Annotated in this window: 19 protein-coding genes; 15 read left to right on the top strand and 4 right to left on the bottom strand. The window is 65.8% G+C overall.

The features are described from left to right. Positions 1 to 4 precede the first annotated feature (4 nt). The 6 genes from KIH31_RS15085 (at position 5) to KIH31_RS15060 (ending at position 6,126) form a co-directional block, all read left to right on the top strand. Complete coding sequence (locus KIH31_RS15085) at positions 5 to 949, top strand: carbohydrate ABC transporter permease (RefSeq protein WP_214427970.1); 945 nt, start codon at positions 5 to 7, stop codon at positions 947 to 949. Then, positions 949 to 1,785, top strand: coding sequence for a carbohydrate ABC transporter permease (locus tag KIH31_RS15080; protein WP_214427969.1), 837 nt, complete (start codon positions 949 to 951; stop codon positions 1,783 to 1,785). Before KIH31_RS15085 ends, KIH31_RS15080 begins: the two co-directional genes overlap by 1 nt. After that, entirely contained in the window at positions 1,782 to 2,744 is a 963-nt protein-coding gene (locus KIH31_RS15075) for an ROK family protein (RefSeq protein WP_214427968.1), read from the top strand. Before KIH31_RS15080 ends, KIH31_RS15075 begins: the two co-directional genes overlap by 4 nt. 288 nt (positions 2,745 to 3,032) lie before the next feature. Then, positions 3,033 to 4,187: an SIS domain-containing protein gene (locus tag KIH31_RS15070; protein WP_214427967.1), complete on the top strand. Its 1,155-nt coding sequence runs from the start codon at positions 3,033 to 3,035 to the stop codon at positions 4,185 to 4,187. An 89-nt stretch (positions 4,188 to 4,276) separates the two neighbouring features. Next, positions 4,277 to 5,257, top strand: coding sequence for a 1-phosphofructokinase family hexose kinase (locus KIH31_RS15065; RefSeq protein WP_214427966.1), 981 nt, complete (start codon positions 4,277 to 4,279; stop codon positions 5,255 to 5,257). Further along, positions 5,248 to 6,126, top strand: a complete 879-nt coding sequence (locus tag KIH31_RS15060; RefSeq protein ID WP_214427965.1) for a class II fructose-bisphosphate aldolase — start codon at positions 5,248 to 5,250, stop codon at positions 6,124 to 6,126. Before KIH31_RS15065 ends, KIH31_RS15060 begins: the two co-directional genes overlap by 10 nt. A 21-nt stretch (positions 6,127 to 6,147) precedes the next feature. Here KIH31_RS15060 and KIH31_RS15055 read toward each other — a convergent pair whose 3' ends face one another. From KIH31_RS15055 to mobC, 3 genes are read right to left on the bottom strand one after another with little or no spacing between them, the layout of a single operon-like run. Next, the gene (locus KIH31_RS15055; protein ID WP_214427964.1) at positions 6,148 to 6,906 is read right to left on the bottom strand and encodes a hypothetical protein; all 759 of its coding nucleotides are present in this window, start codon (positions 6,904 to 6,906) and stop codon (positions 6,148 to 6,150) included. A gap of 12 nt (positions 6,907 to 6,918) precedes the next feature. Continuing rightward, the gene (locus KIH31_RS15050; RefSeq protein ID WP_214427963.1) at positions 6,919 to 8,589 is read right to left on the bottom strand and encodes a relaxase/mobilization nuclease domain-containing protein; all 1,671 of its coding nucleotides are present in this window, start codon (positions 8,587 to 8,589) and stop codon (positions 6,919 to 6,921) included. Then, positions 8,540 to 8,935 carry a plasmid mobilization relaxosome protein MobC gene (gene mobC / locus KIH31_RS15045; protein ID WP_214427962.1) on the bottom strand — a complete coding sequence of 132 codons (396 nt, stop codon included), beginning with the start codon at positions 8,933 to 8,935 and terminating at the stop codon, positions 8,540 to 8,542. The genes KIH31_RS15050 and mobC overlap by 50 nt, the downstream gene beginning before the upstream one ends. Positions 8,936 to 9,226: 291 nt before the next feature. On the opposite strand from mobC, the gene KIH31_RS15040 reads away from it, so the two are divergent. The 4 genes from KIH31_RS15040 (at position 9,227) to KIH31_RS15025 (ending at position 13,466) form a co-directional block, all read left to right on the top strand. Continuing rightward, positions 9,227 to 9,532, top strand: a complete 306-nt coding sequence (locus KIH31_RS15040) for a hypothetical protein (RefSeq protein WP_214427961.1) — start codon at positions 9,227 to 9,229, stop codon at positions 9,530 to 9,532. Between the two features lie 942 nt (positions 9,533 to 10,474). Then, on the top strand, positions 10,475 to 10,930 hold the full coding sequence (locus KIH31_RS15035) for a MarR family winged helix-turn-helix transcriptional regulator (protein WP_214427960.1): 456 nt from the start codon (positions 10,475 to 10,477) through the stop codon (positions 10,928 to 10,930). Next, complete coding sequence (locus KIH31_RS15030) at positions 10,908 to 11,462, top strand: hypothetical protein (protein WP_214427959.1); 555 nt, start codon at positions 10,908 to 10,910, stop codon at positions 11,460 to 11,462. Before KIH31_RS15035 ends, KIH31_RS15030 begins: the two co-directional genes overlap by 23 nt. A gap of 681 nt (positions 11,463 to 12,143) precedes the next feature. Then, positions 12,144 to 13,466, top strand: a complete 1,323-nt coding sequence (locus tag KIH31_RS15025) for a hypothetical protein (RefSeq protein ID WP_214427958.1) — start codon at positions 12,144 to 12,146, stop codon at positions 13,464 to 13,466. Between the two features lie 210 nt (positions 13,467 to 13,676). On the opposite strand, the gene KIH31_RS15020 is transcribed toward KIH31_RS15025, so the two are convergent. Further along, on the bottom strand, positions 13,677 to 14,021 hold the full coding sequence (locus tag KIH31_RS15020; RefSeq protein WP_214427957.1) for a rhodanese-like domain-containing protein: 345 nt from the start codon (positions 14,019 to 14,021) through the stop codon (positions 13,677 to 13,679). A gap of 149 nt (positions 14,022 to 14,170) precedes the next feature. Between KIH31_RS15020 and KIH31_RS15015 the strand changes: the two genes are divergently transcribed. The 5 genes from KIH31_RS15015 (at position 14,171) to KIH31_RS14995 (ending at position 18,098) form a co-directional block, all read left to right on the top strand. After that, a complete protein-coding gene (locus KIH31_RS15015; RefSeq protein ID WP_214427956.1) occupies positions 14,171 to 14,443 on the top strand; it encodes an SHOCT domain-containing protein in 273 nt (90 codons plus the stop codon). Beyond that, positions 14,443 to 15,900: a multicopper oxidase family protein gene (locus KIH31_RS15010; RefSeq protein WP_214427955.1), complete on the top strand. Its 1,458-nt coding sequence runs from the start codon at positions 14,443 to 14,445 to the stop codon at positions 15,898 to 15,900. Before KIH31_RS15015 ends, KIH31_RS15010 begins: the two co-directional genes overlap by 1 nt. 54 nt (positions 15,901 to 15,954) lie before the next feature. Beyond that, positions 15,955 to 16,365 carry a DUF302 domain-containing protein gene (locus tag KIH31_RS15005; RefSeq protein WP_214427954.1) on the top strand — a complete coding sequence of 137 codons (411 nt, stop codon included), beginning with the start codon at positions 15,955 to 15,957 and terminating at the stop codon, positions 16,363 to 16,365. Between the two features lie 495 nt (positions 16,366 to 16,860). Beyond that, positions 16,861 to 17,334: a DUF6153 family protein gene (locus KIH31_RS15000; protein WP_214427953.1), complete on the top strand. Its 474-nt coding sequence runs from the start codon at positions 16,861 to 16,863 to the stop codon at positions 17,332 to 17,334. 131 nt (positions 17,335 to 17,465) lie between these two features. After that, positions 17,466 to 18,098, top strand: a complete 633-nt coding sequence (locus tag KIH31_RS14995) for a DUF305 domain-containing protein (protein ID WP_250546072.1) — start codon at positions 17,466 to 17,468, stop codon at positions 18,096 to 18,098. Positions 18,099 to 18,197 lie beyond the last annotated feature (99 nt).

Here is an 18,197-nt window from a genome sequence, read left to right as displayed (position 1 = left end):
AACCATGAGCACGAGCCTGCGCATCAAGCAACAACCGCCAGCTCGGGACGTCAGGCCCGCCCCCGGCAAAGCCGGCCGGGGGCGGCGCCTGGACATCCTTCCCTACGCCCTGGTGACACCCCTGACGCTCTTCATCGTCGGGCTGGCCCTCATCCCTGCAGGATTCACCATCGTCGAGGCGTTCTTCCGTGTTCAGCCACTGAACCCCCCGGATGAATTCAACGGCCTGGACAACTTCCGGCAGCTGTTCGCCGACCACGCAATCACGGCCAGCATGGGCAACACGGCCATCTACGTCGTCATCGGGGTGCTTCTATCGACCGTGCTGGCCATCGCCATGGCCGTCACGCTGCAGAAAGAATTCAGGGGCCGCTCCATCCTCATCGCGGTCCTCATCCTCCCCTGGGCGCTCCCCGGCGTCGTCGAAGGAATCGTCTGGGGAAGCATCTGGGACAGCAACACCGGGCTGCTCAACAGCCTCCTCAACTCGTTCCACGTCATCGACCACTACATGGTGTTCCTTGGCCAGAACCATTTCCTCACCATCCTGGGAATAGAACTCGTCCAGGTATGGCAAATTACTCCGCTGTCGACGCTGCTGGTCCTGGCCGCCCTTCAGAACATCCCCGCCGATCTCTACGAGGCCGCAACCCTTGACGGCTGTTCAGGCTGGACGACGTTCAGCAGGATCACCCTCCCGCTGGCCCGGCCCGGTATCACCATCGCCATGGTCCAGGCCATCATCGCCACACTGAATGTCTTCGACCAGCCCTACATCCTCAATGGATCCGCCGCAACCGGCGCCTCGGTAACCATGCAGACCTACTTCATCAGCTTCCAAAACCTGAACTTCGGGGAGGGCTACGCGCTGTCCCTGCTCATCACGCTGGCCACCCTCGCCGCATCACTCCTCGTACTGAAATTCGTCTATCGGCCGGTGGAATTCTGATGAAACAACGCACACCCCTCCTGCGATGGTTCGGCATCGCCTTCATCCTTCTCTGGTCGCTGGTTCCCCTTTACTGGGCGCTGAACATCAGCCTCCAAACGGACGCGCAAGCCGGCTCCAAACCGTCCAACTACCTGCCGCCGACCCCCTCCCTGGACAATTACAGCTCACTGCTCACCGGCGGAACCGACCTGGCACAATCGGTGCAGCAGTCCTCTGTGAACATCTTCATCGAATGCGCCGCGGCCACAGTGGTCACCCTCGTTCTCGCGACGCTGGCGGCCTACGCATTCGCCCGGATGCAGTTCAAGGGCCGCCGGGTCCTCTTTTACGCCGTGCTGGCAACCATGGCCTTCCCCGCCTACACCACGCTCATCCCGCTTTACCAGATCCTCACCAACTTCGGACTGGTCAACACCTACACCGGGATCGTGCTCGTTTATGTCTCAGGCTTCCTTCCCCTGGCAACCTGGATCCTGCACAACTACATGTCGAGCCTGCCAATTGCCCTCGAAGAAGCCGGGAACATCGACGGTGCGAGCCGGATGCAGGTGCTTTGGCACGTGGTGCTCCCGCTCGCACGGCCAGGCATCATCTCTACCGCGATCATCACGTTCCTCTTCGCCTGGGGCCAGTTCCTCTTTCCATTGGTTCTCTCCAGCGATCTCTCCACCCAGCCCCTCACCGTGGTCATTGCATCCCTGCAGGGCCGGCACCTCGTGCCGTACACGCTCCTGAACGCCGCAGGCGTTCTCGCCCTTGCCGTCCCCGCCGGCATCGCCCTGATCCTGAACCGCTACATCGTCAGCGGAATGCTCGCCGGAAGCGTCAAATGAGCCAGCCGCAGAGCCTAAACCAACAAATCAGCGGCAAGAAACCGGGCACAGCCGACAGCCGTTCCCCCACCCAAGCACAGACCGTCGCACTCGACGTCGGAGGCACCGCCATGAAAGGCGTTGTCCTCTCAGGCTCAACCGTCGTCGGATACCACCGCTGGCCAACCCCCCGGCAAGAAGGACCCGACGCCGTGGTCAAGGCCGTCATCAGCGCCGTGGACGACCTGTTGACCAAAGCTCCCGACGCCCGGGCCGTCGGCCTAGTCGTCCCCGGTCTTGTGGACGACAAAGCCGGCACCGCCATCTATTCCGAGAACATCGGTTGGCACGACGTCCCCTTCGTCAAGCTCGTCACCGAGCACACCGGGCTGCCAGTCGGCTTCGGCCACGATGTAAGAGCCGGTGGACTCGCCGAACGAACGTTCGGGGCCGCCCGCGGGCAGGACGATGTCCTCTTCATGCCGATCGGAACGGGCATCTCCGGCGCCATGTTCGTCGAAGGACACGCCATCGCCAACAAGTACGCCGGCGAGATCGGTCACCTCGATGTCGGCTCCGGCGAACTCTGTGCGTGCGGCGCCATCGGCTGCCTCGAAACCGTCGCGACCGGCCCCTCCATCGCCAGGCGCTACAACAGGCTCACCGGATCCAGCATCGAAGGCGCCAAACCCGTGGCCGAAAGGATGGCTGCAGGCGACCCGGCGGCAGCACGCGTCTGGCACGAAGCCGCCGAGAACATCGCCCGGGCACTCGCCGCCTACGTCAGCCTCCTGGCCCCACAACTCATCGTCATCGGCGGAGGGCTCAGCTCAGCCGGGGACACCCTCCTCAAACCGGTTGAAGCAGAACTGCGCCGAATGCTCGTCTGGCAGCAGGTACCGCAACTGGTCACCGCAGCACTCGGCGACAACGCCGCCTGCCTCGGCGCCGGCATCATGGCAACGCAGGCCCTGCCATGAAACCCGCACTTCTCCGCATCCGTAAGCTCGGGCGCTCAGCCAGCAGCCACCACCGGACCGAAACAGCCCACGGCCGCAGCGTGCCCGACAAAGACCGTCGACGCCGCAGCACCCCGCAGCCGGGCAAACAGAAAGGACCGTGCCTCCAATGCGCCGGTCACCTGCTCGGAGGACGGTCCCTGCTACCCGCTTCATCCTGATCCAACGTCCGGATTCAGGACGCTGATCTTCAGGTCACCCCGGCCAACGACCGGCCCTCAACCTCGCCATATTCCAAGGAGACACCACTTGTCCAGCACCACCAGCACCGACACTGACCGCCAGGCAGGATCGGAGGCCACGGCCCGCGAGATCATCCAACAGCCAGACGTGTGGCGGGAAGCTGCGGATCTGGTCGAAGCTCAGCGTGAAAGCATCGACTCGTTCCTCGCGCCCCTGCTGAACCGTCCGGATCTGCGCATCATCCTCACGGGAGCCGGCACCTCGGCCTTCGCGGGCAACGTAGCGGCACCCTCCCTGGCGCACCAGCTGCACCGACGTGTCGACGCCGTCGCCACGACCGACATCGTCTCCAACCCGTACGAATGTTTTGCCGAGGATGTCCCCACTCTCCTGGTCTCCTTCGCCAGGTCCGGAAACAGCCCGGAAAGCACCGCGGCAACAAAACTCGCCGATGAGGTCCTCACCGACGTGCACCATCTGATCCTCACCTGCGACAAAAAAGGCGACCTCTTCAGGGACCACCAGGGAAGAGACAACTCCTTGGTGCTCCTGATGCCCGAGCGCGCGAATGATCAAGGGTTCGCAATGACCTCAAGCTTTACCTCGATGCTGCTCTCCTGCCTCCTCATTTTCGGCGGCCCAAACAATGAAGCCATCAATGCTCTTGCCGCAGCAGTCGCACGCCTCCTGGCCCAGCGCGAGCCTTTGGAGAAGCTCGCACTTAACGGCTATGACAGGGTTGTCTACCTTGGCAGCGGCCCGCTAGCCGGTCTCGCACAGGAATGCGCACTCAAACTTCTCGAACTAACGGCAGGGAAGGTCGTGGCGTACCACGACTCGTCATTGGGCTTCCGCCACGGTCCCAAAGCTGTCCTTACCGATAAGACGCTCATCATCGTCCTAGTGTCCTCCGATCCCTACACCCGCCGGTACGACCTGGACATTCTCCATGAGCTTCACGCCGGCATCGCCGCGGACAATACGGTAGCCGTTTCGACGGTCCCGCTGTCCGGCGCCGGCCATCTCTGGCTGCTCCCTGAGCTCGCAGGGCTCGACGATGCCTTCCTCGCCCCCGCCTACGTCGTCACCGCCCAACTCCTCGCGCTCTCCGCTTCCCTTCAGCTCGGCCTGACACCCGACAACCCTTTCCCCTCCGGCGATGTCAACAGGGTCGTGCAAGGCGTCCAGATCCACCCTCTGGAGCCAGCCCCCGCTCACTGACCGACGCGTGTCTGCGCCGGCTCTTTTCATCCCCGGTGACCCGGTCTCCGACGCGACGCAGACACCGCTCCCCCTGATTGAAAGGAACCATGTTGATCCCGGCGACCACCGGCGGCGGCCGGAAAGTAGTGACTGTCACGCCGAACCCGGCGCTCGACATAACCTACCGCGTCCCCGTCATCCGCCCGGGGCACAGCCACCGTGTGGATCTGCCCCTGGAACGCGCCGGCGGCAAAGGTCTGAACGTGGCCCGTGTCGCCAGCCAGACCGGCTCCCCCGTGTTGGCGATAGCACCGGTAGGCGGTGCCACCGGCGATCTGTTTCGCGCTGAGCTCGACGAATCCGGCGTGCCCCACCTCCTCGTCCCCGCGGGGGCAGAAACACGCCGAAGCATCGCTTTCGTCGACGAAACCGCCAACGAAACGACCATTTTCAACGAACGCGGCGAGCAACAGCCGTTACAGACCTGGGACGAAATCCTCGCAGCCGTAAAGCACGCCATCTCCCAGGATGAAGCGGCTGTTCTGGTCGGATCCGGCAGCCTCCCGCAGAATGCGCCCGAAACCTTCTACCGCGATCTGGTGGCTCACGCACGCCGCCGCCGTATGCCCGTCATTATCGACACGTCCGGCCGGCCCCTGCTTGAGGCAGCGCGCGCAGGGGCCGACCTGCTCAAGCCCAACCACCACGAGCTGATTGAGACCACGGGTGAACAACACCTGCCAACGGCAGCCAGACGCCTGCTCCAACTCGGAGCAGGCACCGTTCTTGTCAGCGCAGGAGAGAAAGGCATGCTCGCCTTCTCGAACGAGCATCCCGCAACCCACTGGGCGGCGTCCCTTCCGCGCAGGCTCTCCGGCAACCCTACCGGTGCCGGAGACGCAACAGTCGCCGCAGCAGCGGTGCTCACCGCCGCTGGCATATCAGATCTCCCCACGCTCCTGCGCGCCATGACAGCCTGGGGTGCCGCCGCCGTACTCACCCCCGGGGCAGGGGAAATCGACCCCAGCTACCGGGCCCTGGAAAAAGAAGTAATCATCACACATCAAAAGGACACGGCATGCCTCTAACCGCCACCGCAGACCTCATGGGCGCCGCCTCGACGGCAAACACCGGCCAGGGCGCTTTCAACATCATCCATCTCGAAACTGCCGAAGCGCTCATCGCCGGAGCCGAACTGGCAGGGACCCCTCTAATCCTGCAAATCTCCCAGAATTGCGCCAAATACCACGGCGGTCTTGAACCGCTCGCCCTGGCCAGCATGTCCCTCGCCCGCCAGTCCGCGGTCCCCATCGCCCTGCACCTCGATCACGCTGAAGACCCGGGCCTGGCAATGCAGGCCGTAGACCTCGGCTTCGGGTCCGTCATGTACGACGGCGCGCACCTGCCCTACAACGAAAATGTCGAGACAACGGCCAAGGTCACCGAGTACGCACACTCCAAGGGCGTCTACGTTGAAGCAGAACTGGGGAAAGTGGGCGGAAAAGACGGCGCTCACGCTCCGGGCGTCAGGACCGACCCGGTCGAAGCGGTCGAATTCGTCAACGCCACCGGCGTCGATGCCCTCGCGGTAGCGGTGGGTTCCTCCCACGCAATGACTGAACGGAACGCGGCACTCGATCTCCGCCTGATCGCCGAGCTTCACGAGGCCCTCACCGTCCCGCTCGTTCTTCACGGATCATCCGGCGTCTCCGATCACACAATCAAGCAGGCCATCACAGCGGGAATGACAAAAATCAACGTCTCCACCCACCTGAACGGATTCTTCACGCGCGCGGTCCGGGACTATCTGAACACGCATCCAACCGTCGTCGACTCCCGCAAGTACTTAGGTGCCGGGCGTGCGGCGCTGATACCAGAGGTATCACGCCTACTCACCCTGTTCTCCAGCACACCGGCAACCGCCGGGGCCGGACGGGCATCAACCGCCAGTCACTAGCCCGAGCGCACGGTCATCCAGCTAACGGTCCAGACCGTCGCGCTCAAGCCCCCTGGCTTTGCCGTTTCGGTGCACGACCTTGGAGGTCCCGCTGAGACCCGGATTCTGTGTCACTGCGCCGGTTGCCGGTGCGCCCTGATGAAGGTCGGCCAGCAGCCGGGCAGTGACGGCTTCACGGTCACCCCTGCCTTCGAGGCTGCGGGCTAGCCGCGCACGCCGTTCAGCGGAGTCGTACGTCGGTTCATTCTTCACCTCACGCGCGGCAGCATCCTGCCTGTTGCCGCCGGCCACCATGGCGTTCGCGAGTATCTCGTCGCGGCATACGGCCGAGGCATAGTTACGTTCGGCATCAACGTCGATACGAGCTTGCTGCGCCCTGGCAAGAGCTGCGGAAACGGCTCTTTCATCCGCGCCGGTGCTCTCCACATTGATGCCGTAGCGGGACTGCACCTCCCGGCGGATCCGCTCCGAGGCCTGCGCAGCATCGGGGTCGTACGGTTTCCACGCCGTTGCTGTTTCGTGGGCTTGTTCGATCATGGCGGGGGTTGCTTTGCCCCACCAGTCGTCCCGGGCGGTGGGGGCGAGCTGCGCCCGGGCGGCTGCGCGTTGCGCATCGAAACGATGCTGCAATTGGCGGGCGCGTTGTTCCTCAGCTGCGGCGATGGTGCGCTGCTCTTCTTCGTGCAGCCGGGCCAGCTGCTCACCGATACGGGCGGCGACCATCAGCCCGGTCCGCATCGCACCCTCCACCGCCTCGTTGATTCCGTCTGCTTCGGTCATGCTCGCTCTCCCTTATCGTTCGATGCCTGAATCCGCGCGCCGGTCCCGATCGTGTTCCCCGGGCCGGACCTGACCGGCCCGCTGCAGCGCCAAGTCCCTCTCCTGTCCCCTGGTAAGGTTCGCCGGTACGGGTGAGCCGCCCTTGGATCGTTCAGCGATGAGTCGCGCCCGGAGAGCCTCCTCACCCGCTTCCGGGTACTGTTCCCGCAGTGCCTCCATGCTGCCGGGGTGGGACGTGATGGTGTGTTGTGCGGCGCTGGCTTCGACCGCCCTGCCGGCTGCGATGACGGCCGCAGAGAGGCCTCGGACGCGACGGAGGTCATTGGTGGCGTTGTGCATGTCGTGGATGGCACGCGCTGTCAGGGCGAGCTGCCGGAACATCAGGGCGTACGCTGCCCGCTCGCTCCGGCAGGTGCCCGCGAGCAGGACCATGGCCGCGCCGCGCGCCGAGGGCAAAGCGACCGCCGGCCGGTACGGGTAGCGGCGCAGCTGCGCTGATTTGGACAGCTCCCGCGCCGCGTCGGCCAGTGGCCCGGGGGTGGGTTCGATGCGTTTGGACCAAGCACCGAAGACGGCGGCCGTTTCGCGGGCTGCCTGCGCCCAGGCGGCGTGGTCGGTGTACGGGGTGGCGGCCAGCTTCTCGCGCAGTGCACTGATGTCGTTCGCGTACCGGCTCCACAGGTCCGCCGAAGGCAACAGTGTTTCCCGTCCAGGTCGGGCCGGCCGACGGTTGCGGGCAGCGGCGTTCCATTCCGCGACCGCGGCGGTCGCTGATTCGGGGGTGCTTTCCCAGTCGCTGCGGAGCTTGGGCAGGGCCAGGTCCCGCCCCAGGGAGTTCCCGCCATACCAAACGGCCCGCTCCCCTTTCCGGGGGCGTGCGGCGACGGAGTAGCCGGTGACGACGTCGGTGCGGCCGGCCGCGTACCGGGGCCTGACCAGCAGCCCTTCCATGCGTGCGCGGCGGACAAATTCCGCTTCATCGGTTGAGGCGCCAACGCAGGCGCGGACCTTCCGCGCGAGGCCGTGCCGCTCTACCTCCGGCAACCCGTGACGGGCGGCCTTGGCCTGTTCCGCGGGAGTGAAACCGCGCTCCGCGCGGATGGTCTCCAGTTCGGTGAGCCCGTACTTTGCCTCGAGTGTCCGGGCGGTCTGCTGGGACTTGTATTTACTCTTCCAGTTGTTCCACTTGGTGCCGTCGTCCCGGACCATGCTGGCCACAATGTGGATGTGATCGTTGCCGTTCTTGCTCAGTCCGTGACGGACAGCAACCCACCGCGCCGGCGCCAGTCCACCATCCTCCGTGAAACCCATCTCCGTCATGAAGTCCTCGGCGATGGCACCCCACTTCTGATCCGTGAGCTGGCCCTCGTCGGCGGACAGGCTCAGTGAGCAGTGGAAGACGTGGCCGCCGTCGACCTCGGTCTTGTAGAACTGCTGCGCCCGGTCCACGGCGTTGGCGATGTCCAGGGCCGCATCCCGGTTCAGCTCGTTGTCATCGTGCCAGGCCATGAGCGCGGAATCGCCCGCAACCAGGTGCGGTTCCTCGTGCTCATTCGCCCGCCCCGGACCCGCAAGGTACAAGAGCAGGCCCGCCATGCGGTCGCCCTGGGTGATGTTCGGAATCACGCCCTCGTCACCGGCCCGCCAGCTCGGCGAGCTGGCGGTCGATACGGATAATGACACGCCTGGCGTGCGCGATCGACGCCGCCGCTTCAGCAGGGATCACCCCCGTCGAATTGGCGTGCCGGGCGATCTGGTTGATGTTGTTCGCCACCGTGCCGATCAGGCGCTGCAGCTGGGACAACTGCATGAACTGGTCCCGCCGTTCCGAAGGACTCTCACTGTCCTCGTTCAGGGCCGCTTCGATCAGAAGCCGCGGAATCGTCACCCGGTGCTTCTCAGCCAAAGCCAGAAGCTGGGCCTCTTCCTCCGGGCTGACCTTCACCTCATGACGGTGCATCCTTCCGCCATCGACGTTGGCGCGGCGACGGCGCGACTTCCAACCGGTAAACCCGTTGCTTTCCGTCATCTCCCCCGCCCCTCAAAGTTGTTGGCCAGCGCAGCGACCCGGAAAACCCGGGATCAGACACCAGTCTGCCGCGAACCCGACCCGGTCCCGCGGAACGACACGGACTTAGCCCGGCTAAGTTCCCAGCTTGCTCCGCAGGATTCCCTCCGCAGGATTCCCTCCGCAGGATTCCCTCCGCAGGATTCCGTGACGACGGTTTTCGACTTTTTTGGTGGTGCTTCAGAATTTGCTGGCCCGCCGGTGCGCGTCGGTGCACCAATACCGTGGCCCCTCATGGCTAGGGTTGATGGCATGCCAACGATCGATATTGAACAGACACGCAACCAGGCCCGCGCCCTCCTCGACTCACGGATCGAGTCCGTCACCGCCCTGGTCAAAACCCGGCAACGGATCACCGACCTGCGCGAGCAACTCACCGAGGCAGAACGCGAAGACAAGCGCGCCTACGTCCGCGCCACTAAGGACGGCTGGAGCCCTGAAGAGCTCAAGAAACTCGGGCTCGAGTCCGGCGCCGCAGGACGCCGGCGCAAGACGTCCACACCAGCCGGCAGCAGCAACCCAGCGGCCACCCCGACCGAGAGCAACGGCCAAGAGTAAACGTTGCCCCTCGCCCACCTGGGCACGGCAAAAGCAAACTCCTTCGGGCTTTTCCCGCGCACAGGTGGACGACGGGACCCAGCGGACCGGCTGCACACCATCGCCAGGTCACCGCGCTTGCGCCCCTCACCGAAGCGACCGGCGATCCTGCACAGCCTCCAACAGCGCGGTACAGCCACAACCCACACGCCCGCTCCCCTCCCGGCATATCACTGAGCAGGTTCCTTTCACCTGGACAGTGGGGCGCAGCGGGTGCCTCAATTTCCGCGGCAGCGACGGCTCCGGGAAGACCACCCGCCGGGCACTGCCGGGCATCTACCAGCCGACCCCGCGACCCTCAACGTCCGAGCCAAGTCCTTTGCCCGCTTGACGGAGCCGGCATCCCTTCTCCCCCGTTGCTTTTGGCCGCCGGCCGAGCATCGCTTAACTGTTCCCGACGGAACCATAACTGCCGTTGGCAGCCACCGCTGCCCCCTGTTGGCACCCGGCAGCGCCCCGGCCGCGGCCTCCAGAGCCGTATTCGTCCTCGCCCGCGCGGTGTGGAAACATACGCACTTTTACCGATGCGGCCAGTGGCACAGCTTCCTAGTATTTATCGCAATCCATCGGCGCCGAGACACGGCCCGGTGATGTGCCCGTTGGACACCGGTCACGAGGATGTCAAGGTGCTCGAAGAGCTCCCCGATGGCCGCAAGAGGGTCCGGTGCCCAGACTGCGACTATGCGTGGGTGCATGCCCGGCCGGACGCTGCGTCTCCGATCGCAAAGCCGACCCTTCATCCCATGCCGACGACGGACAAGGCCTCCCCGGAGGCAATGGCCCGTGCCGAGAAAGACAAAACTATGACCCGGTGCTTTCAAGGCCCCGTCCGATGAGTGACGGTTGCTTCGCCTGTCGGACAGATAGTTGAATCATCGAACGAGTCGGTTGTATGGTGCAACCATGCAGGAGGATGGCGAGTCGGATGCGGTCGTGCTGCAGGCGCGGATCATCGCTTTCGTGCGCGCGTTCGGATTGCATCAGCCGGACCGGACGCCTTGCGGTCAGACCTTATCGGTTTCCGAGGCACATGCGGTGACCGAGTTGGACAGCGACGGTCCACTCACCCAGGTCGAGCTCGCGGGGCGGCTACGGCTGACCAAGAGTACGGTCAGCCGCCTTGTCGACCAGTTAACAGTCCGCGGCTGGGTGCAGCGCCGCAAACGCGATGGTGACGGACGCCTTGTGTGGCTGGAAGTGACCGACGCTGGACGCCAAGCCGCAAGCGAGCTGGCCACCGCCCGGGCTGCACGCTTCTCCAGCCTTCTGGAGGCCATCCCGGCCGACCGCCGCCAGACCGTAGTTGACGCCCTGACCCTTCTAGTGAAAGCAGCCCATGAACACCCGGACCAGCACTGATGACAGCCGTCCCCTTCGCCGGAAGGGGCGCCGCTGGTGGCTTGCGGGCATCGTCGCCGTGTTGGTCCTGGCGGCCGGTGGCATCGGCTACGCCATGGCCACCGGGCATCAGGCCGCCAACGGAGCGGCGCAGACGATGGTGGCCCACGCCGCCCAGGTCATGCCGTTCGATTTGAACGCCACCACACACACCTTCACCAAGACCACGACCGGAGGCATCGAACAGATCGTCGCCAACAGCCCCGGTGACCAGCACAACATCACCCTGATCCAGCAGCATCTAAACAAGGAAGCCGGGCTGTTCGCGCAGGGAAACTACAGCGATCCGGCGAACATCCACGGTGCCGCCATGCCCGGCCTGCAGGAGCTGCAAGCCGGCGCGTCCCGGGTGCAGAGCCACTATGAGCAGCTGCCTGCGGGTGCAAGGATCACCTTTAGTTCCGGTGATGCGGGACTCGTCGCCGCCCTGCATGCATGGTTCGACGCACAAACCATGGACCACTCGATGCCGGGCATGGGCGGCGGAAACTAGCGGGCACTCTTCGGTGAGATGCCGGGCGGAGCGCGGACCGGCACCGCCGGGACCCTGCAGGGGCGGCCCAAGCCGTTGCTGGTGCCTCTGGCGGGACGGGCCGCGCCAGGCCAGACGGCTCCGTGTCCCGGCCCATGGCTGCTGCGGGACCACTAACGTCTTTGAGCGCGCTCTGGATGCGGGAATGTCCTGAGTGTTGCTCTCGCCCGGGCCTGGATAGAGCGCCGGGAATCCTCCTTGGAGGCGGCGGCAGGGCCGGGCGCAGCAGAGGGCCCCCAATACACCCCCAGGGGTATGTTGGCGTAGTCTTGAAGCAGACGGCTGCGGAGTAGGGCCGGCGGAAGGAGTCACCCCATGATGGGTGGTCGGTACGGATCCGGCATAGACGTGTCCTGGCTGTTCTGGCTGCTTCCGGTCGCAGTCGTCGTTCTACTGGCGGCACGCGCGGCCCTGGCATTGTCCGGTAGCGCCCGCCGACGACGAAGCGGATCAGCCCCGGGGCAGAACCGTAACGCCGCCGCGGGCAGGAGCAACGCACGTCGGATCCTCGATGAGCGATACGCCAGCGGCGAGCTGGGCACGCAGGAATACCGAGACCGATTGTCGGTGCTTACCGGCCCGGGGACCCAGCCGGAAGAACCGGGGGTAAATCCACGCGACGGCGGCCGGAGCAGTCAGCCAGTGGCGTTGAGCCTCCCGGAGCTGAAGCAACGGGCCGCGTCGCTGCTGATAGCAGCCGACGATGCCGTGCGCTCCAACGAGCAGGAAGCAGGATTCGTGCAGGCACAGTTCGGGGACGGTGCCGTTGCGCCCTTTATGAAGGCCCTCGCCGATGCCAGGTCGAACCTGAGTGAGTCCTTCAAACTCCAGCAAACGCTGGAGGATGCGATCCCGGCCACCGAGGAGCAACAGCGGGCCTCGTATACCGAGATCATCAGTCGTTGCGAGGCAGCCAGCGAGGCTCTGGCCGAACAGAAAGTCTCCTTCGACTCCCTGCGCGAACTCGAAAAGAACGCACCGCAGGCACTCGAACTGCTCCGGTCCGGACAAGCCAAGGCAGCGGCCAAGATAGCGGATGCGGAGCACCGCATGGCTGAGCTGTGCGTACGGTACTCCGATGCAGCAGTGGGTCCCGTCTCGGACAACATCGACCAGGCCCGGGAGCGGCTGAAATTTCTGGACACCGCCGCACGAACTGCGCAGCAGAAGCTCTCCGAGGCCGACCCGGCCGCGGCGGCCGTCGCCGTTCGTGCGGGCGAAGAAAGCCTGCATCAGACCAACGTGCTGGTTGACGCCATCGCCAAGGTCCGGCACGAGCTTGACTCCGCCCGGACTAATCTCGACCGCGCGGTGGAGGATGCCGCCCGGGACCTTGCCCAGGCCAAGGCCACCATGGCGGCCGGGCAGCACACCGACCTCGCGGGCCCCGTCGCGGGCGCCGAGGCGGTCCTGAGCCAGGTGCAACAGCAGCTGCAGTCAGACGGGATCGACCCGATCGCCGCGTTGCAGCGCATGGAAGCGGCGCTCCAGGGACTGGATCGGGCCCTCTCCGGGGTGCGGAACCAGCAGGATCAGGCGCGGCGTGCCCGGGACGCTCTCCAGCAGGCCGTCATGAGTGCACAGGCCCGGATCTCGGTCGCCTCGGACTACATTGCCGCACGGCGCGGCGGTGTGGGATCCGGGGCCAGAACCCGCCTGGCCGAAGCGCAACGCACCCTGGACGCCGCGCTCTCCCTCCAGCAGACGAACCCTGAATCTTCCCTGACCCACGCACAACAGGCCGCGGCTCTGGCATCCCGGGCGGCAGAGCTCGCCCGCTCCGATGTGCAGGGTTTCGGCGGCCTGGACAATCGCGGCTACGGCGGCGGCATGTTCGGGAGCCGAGGGTGCGGCGGGGGCCTCGGCGGGGCCATGCTGGGCGGGATTCTGATCGATTCGATCCTGCGCGGCGACGGCGGTGACGCAGGCCGGGACGGCGATCCCGGCGGCAGCGGCAGCTTCTGATCCATCACATCGCGGACCATTTTCGGTCCGTCAACGTCATCAATTCCCCGCCATCAATTCCCCTGGTCACCCCCCTTTGGCCCGGCGCTTCGGGGGTCAGCCAGGTCCGCGGTAGCTCAGGCACTGCCCGATAGTCCAGGCACGGGCCACGGACACGCTGCCGGGCCGCTTAAGCAGCCCACGGTTTCTGTTCGATTGCGGTGGCTTGTTTTACCAGGGCGTCATCGAGGTGGCCCAGTCGTGCAGTCCTCCCCGGTAGTAGGCCAGTCCGGATGCCGGACACCCGGCTTCCAGCAGCGCCCGGATGGCCGTCGGCGACTGCGGGCATTGCGGGCCATTAAGGAAGAAGATGCTCAGCCTCCACACCTCGAGTTGATCCCTGAATCCAATAATCCGGTCGTGCGGGATGTTCACAGCGCCTGGAATCGTGACCCCGGCCCTGGAGTCAGGTACGCGGCTGTCGATCAGGACAGCGCCGCCGCTGATCTGCTCCAGGAGTCCGAGCCCGCCGAGGTGACCACCCCGGGTGCGCACTGCAGGGGCTGCAGCCGGCACGGGCGCCCAGGGCTGAACGCCCGGCTGAAGCCGCGAGCATCAAACACCGGACCGCGCCACCCTATACCCCTGCGGGTATAGGGTGTAGTCTCGAAAGTGATCACCGCAGGCCGGTCAGCACCGGTTACGCGGGGGTAAGGAGACGGGTAATGATGGGTGGATACGGGTCAGGCATGGGCTGGGCCTGGATGTTCTGGCTGCTGCTGATCGTCGGGGTCGTGCTGCTCGCCGGGGCGGGAATATGGTTCTTCTCGGCCCGCAGACGCCGCGGCGGACCCACTGGCTCCCCCGACGGCAGTGGCGCCGGGCCTGCGGGCAGCGGGGGTACGCCCCGGGAGATCCTGGATGAACGTTTTGCCAGGGGCGAGTTGACAGCGGAGGAATACCAGGAACGTCTAAAAATCCTCAAGGGCGAGAGCTGATGCGGCCTGTTCGCCGACGCACTGCCCTCATCCTGGGGGGTGCCGGAACCGCGGCCGCGCTGACGGGCGCGGCAGGCCTGTTGTGGGGCGCCGGATCCGGTTACCAGCCGACCGGCGGACAGGTCCTCAGTGAACCCGAGGTCCTGCGCAGCAGCAACGGGAGTCTCCGGGTGCGCCTGAGAGCGTCACAGGCTCAGGCAAGGATCGCCGGTACGAATGCCACCGTGTTGACCTACAACGGATCGGTGCCCGGCCCGACGATGTTCCTGCGGCCCGGTGACCGGGTGAACGTGACCCTGGAGAACGGGCTGCAGAATCCGACCAACGTGCACGTCCATGGCCTGCACGTTTCCCCGCAGGGCAACAGCGACAACGTGCTCCTCTCCGCTGATCCCGGGACGTCCTTCGAGTATGAATACCGGCTTCCCGCAGACCACCCCCCTGGCGTGTACTGGTACCACCCCCACCACCATGGCATGGTCGCCGACCAGGTCTTCGGCGGACTCTACGGTGCCATCATCGTCGAGGACCCGCACCCTGTCCCGGTCGCCCGGGACCGCGTCATGGTTATCTCGGACATCTCGCTGAACAGCGACGGAAAGGTCGCTGCCGTGTCGGCCATGGAGAAAATGATGGGCCGGGAAGGCAGCCTGGTTCTGGTCAACGGCCAATTAAACCCGCAACTTTCGGCCAAACCGGCAGAACGCGAGCGGTGGAGGATCATCAACGCCTGCACCGCCCGCTACCTGAACCTGCGCCTGGACGGCCAGCGCCTGCAGCTGCTTGGACTCGACTCCGGCCGCTATCAGAACCCCCGCGACGTTGAGGAGGTGTTGCTTGCTCCAGGCAACCGGGCCGACCTCCTCGTCACCGCAGCCCCCGGCACCGCCGTGCTGCGCACCCTGCCGGTGGACAGGGGAAGCGCAGGATCCATGATGGGCTCCGGCACCGGAGGCCAACAGGGCCGGACCGACGCCAACGGGACCGTCCTGGCCACCTATGCCGTCAGCGGCGAACCGGCCCTGTCCGCGCAGCCGCTCCCGGCCCAGCCTGCACCCAGGGACCTGCGGTCAGCGGCGGTCACGGCACGCCGGGAACTGACCTTCTCCATGGGAATGGGCATGGGGTCGGGAATGAGCTTCACCTTTAACGGCAAACCGTTCGACCCGGCCCGGGTTGACACCACCGTCCCGGCCGGGGCCCTCGAGGAGTGGTTGCTGACCAACACGAGCCCCATGGACCACCCTTTCCATTTGCACGTATGGCCCATGCAGATCATCGAAACGGCCAGCGGTCCCGTAAGCGGCCCCGAGTGGCAGGATGTGGTCAACGTCCCGGCCCGCAGCAGCGTACGCGTCCGGATCGCGTTCGATGATTTCACCGGCAAGACCGTCTACCACTGCCATATCCTCGACCACGAGGACAGCGGCATGATGGGCCTCATCGAATCCCGGTAGCACGGCGATGCGGCGTCATTGACTCACAGCAAAACCCAACGAAGGAACATGACCATGAGCTACGCACACACCATCACCGTCGCCCTGCCGTATAAAGAGGCGGTGCACCGGACCCGGGAGGCGCTCCTGGGCCAGGGTTTCGGAGTCCTCTCCGAAATCGATGTCCGCTCAACGTTCGAGGCCAAGCTCGGAGAGGGGAGCGGCCACGCCCTGGGCGACTACCTCATCCTGGGTGTCTGCAATCCCGCCCTGGCCCAACGGGCTCTCACCGCGGAACCGGACATGGGACTGCTCCTTCCGTGCAACGTCGTCATCCGCCGCGGCCGCGACGCCGACGCGACCGTCATCCAGACGATCGACCCGCAGACAATGGTTCAGCTCAGCGACGCCCCGGCCGTCGCCCTGGTCGCCGGCGAAGCAGACGACCGGCTCCGGGCCGCACTGAACGAGCTCAAAACCGCCTGAGACCCGGCCGGTCTCCGGACCGGAGGCGCAGGGGACGCGAAAAACCGATCGTTGTCTCTGCCTGCGCATCGGAGCGTGGCCGCCGCCGGCCCCTGAAGCAGTCTGTATATAACCGCCCTGTTCGGGCCGTCAGGCCGGACGTAGTTTCACAATGCCGCGGCCGGGGGTGTTCGTACACCAGCTCGATGCTCTGCGTCGGGGCGACGTTATACGAGGGCCGAATATCCGGCGCCTCGTGCAAGCCGACCGTGGAACGCCTTCTTAATCTCGGCCTTCGAATGTTCCTGACGAACCGTCCGCACACGGGCATATGCGCCACCCGCGCCGGGGCTGCTTTCCTCAACGGCGGCCCTCGCCCGCGTCGGCCCGGTCCCAAGGCGGGCCTGACCAACCCGCCCGGGCGCGGAGGGCGTCCCGCCCGGTTGCTCGGGGAGCATTGCAGGCAACGATATGCTTGAACCGGCACTTGCCGGGATATGAGGGAAGGAGGACGTCATGCCGCATGCGGACCGATCCTTCCTCCGGCTCGTCCGGGCCGCTGCCACGGTGTTAGGCCTTCTTGGCGTGATCGTGGGCCTGCTGGGCATGCATGTCCTGGCCGGCAGCCACACGTCCGAGGGTTCCGGCCATGCCGGTGCCGGCTTGCAGCGGCAGGCGCCCATGGCAGAGCAGATGGCAGAGCAGCCCGCGACGGCCGTGCGTTCCTACCCCGCGGTGCAACCAGCCGTGACCGGGCACGACCACCACCCTGTTTTCACAAAGGACTGCTCAGACGGCACGAACCGCATGAGCATGGCAGACCCCTGCACTCTTGACCGTCCGCAGGCCTCGGTGGATGGTGTGGTGGACCTCCCCTCCCTGCCGGTGGCCTCCCCCGGCCCCGCGTCCCGGCAACGCCCTGTCTTTGGCGGGTCTTGGTCCGGGGCGGATCCTCCGTCGCTGACCCTGCTTGGCATCAGCCGAACCTGAGAACACCGGCCGTTGACGGATGCACCCAGTGTGCACCCCTGCTTCGGCCCTGCACCCGAGCGGTCTTTCCCTGCCCGCTCCGCCGGACTCTGCCGGCCCACCGTGCACGTTCCCAGACAAGGATTTTTGCGTTGAACCGATACCTCACCCTGTCCGCTGTTGCCCTCGCCGCCGCCCTGGCGCTCTCTGCCTGCGGCTCCGGCTCCTCCGGCAGCAGCAGTACGTCCATGTCCGGCATGCCCGGCATGGACAGCTCTTCCCCGACGGCGGCCGGCTCCTCCGCGGCGGGCACACCCTCGTCCTCGGCCGCGGGCCATAACGCGGCGGACACGATGTTCGCCCAGATGATGATCCCGCACCACGCCCAGGCGATCACCATGAGCGACACGCTCCTGAAAAAGCAGGGCGTGGATGCGCGTGTCACCGCCCTGGCCAGGAAGATCAAGGCCGCCCAGTCCCCCGAAATCGAGACCATGACCGGCTGGCTCACGACCTGGGGCGAGCCGGCGTCGATGTCGGGGGACCAGTCCATGGGCGGCACAATGAGCGCAGACGACATGCACCAGCTCGACGCAGCCACCGGGGCCAAAGCGTCCAGGCTGTTCCTGACCCAGATGATCCAGCACCACCAGGGTGCCATCAGCATGGCCAAGGACGAACTCTCCCAGGGCGCCAACAAGGACGCCCTGAACCTGGCGCAGTCCATCGCCAGCAGCCAGCAGGCCCAAATCACTCAGATGAAGGCGCTCCTGGCCTCGCTCTAACCCTGCGAACACGCGGCCGGGGGCCTCCTCACCGGAGGGACCCGGCCGGCGGCCCGCACCCGCCTTTCTGCCGCCCGTGTCCTCACCGGCGTGCCCCTG

This window comes from Paenarthrobacter sp. DKR-5 (assembly GCF_018531425.1).
Taxonomy (GTDB): Bacteria; Actinomycetota; Actinomycetes; order Actinomycetales; family Micrococcaceae; genus DKR-5.
The sequence above is the reverse complement of the archived record's forward strand: the minus strand, read 5'-3'. Positions and strand labels throughout refer to the sequence as shown.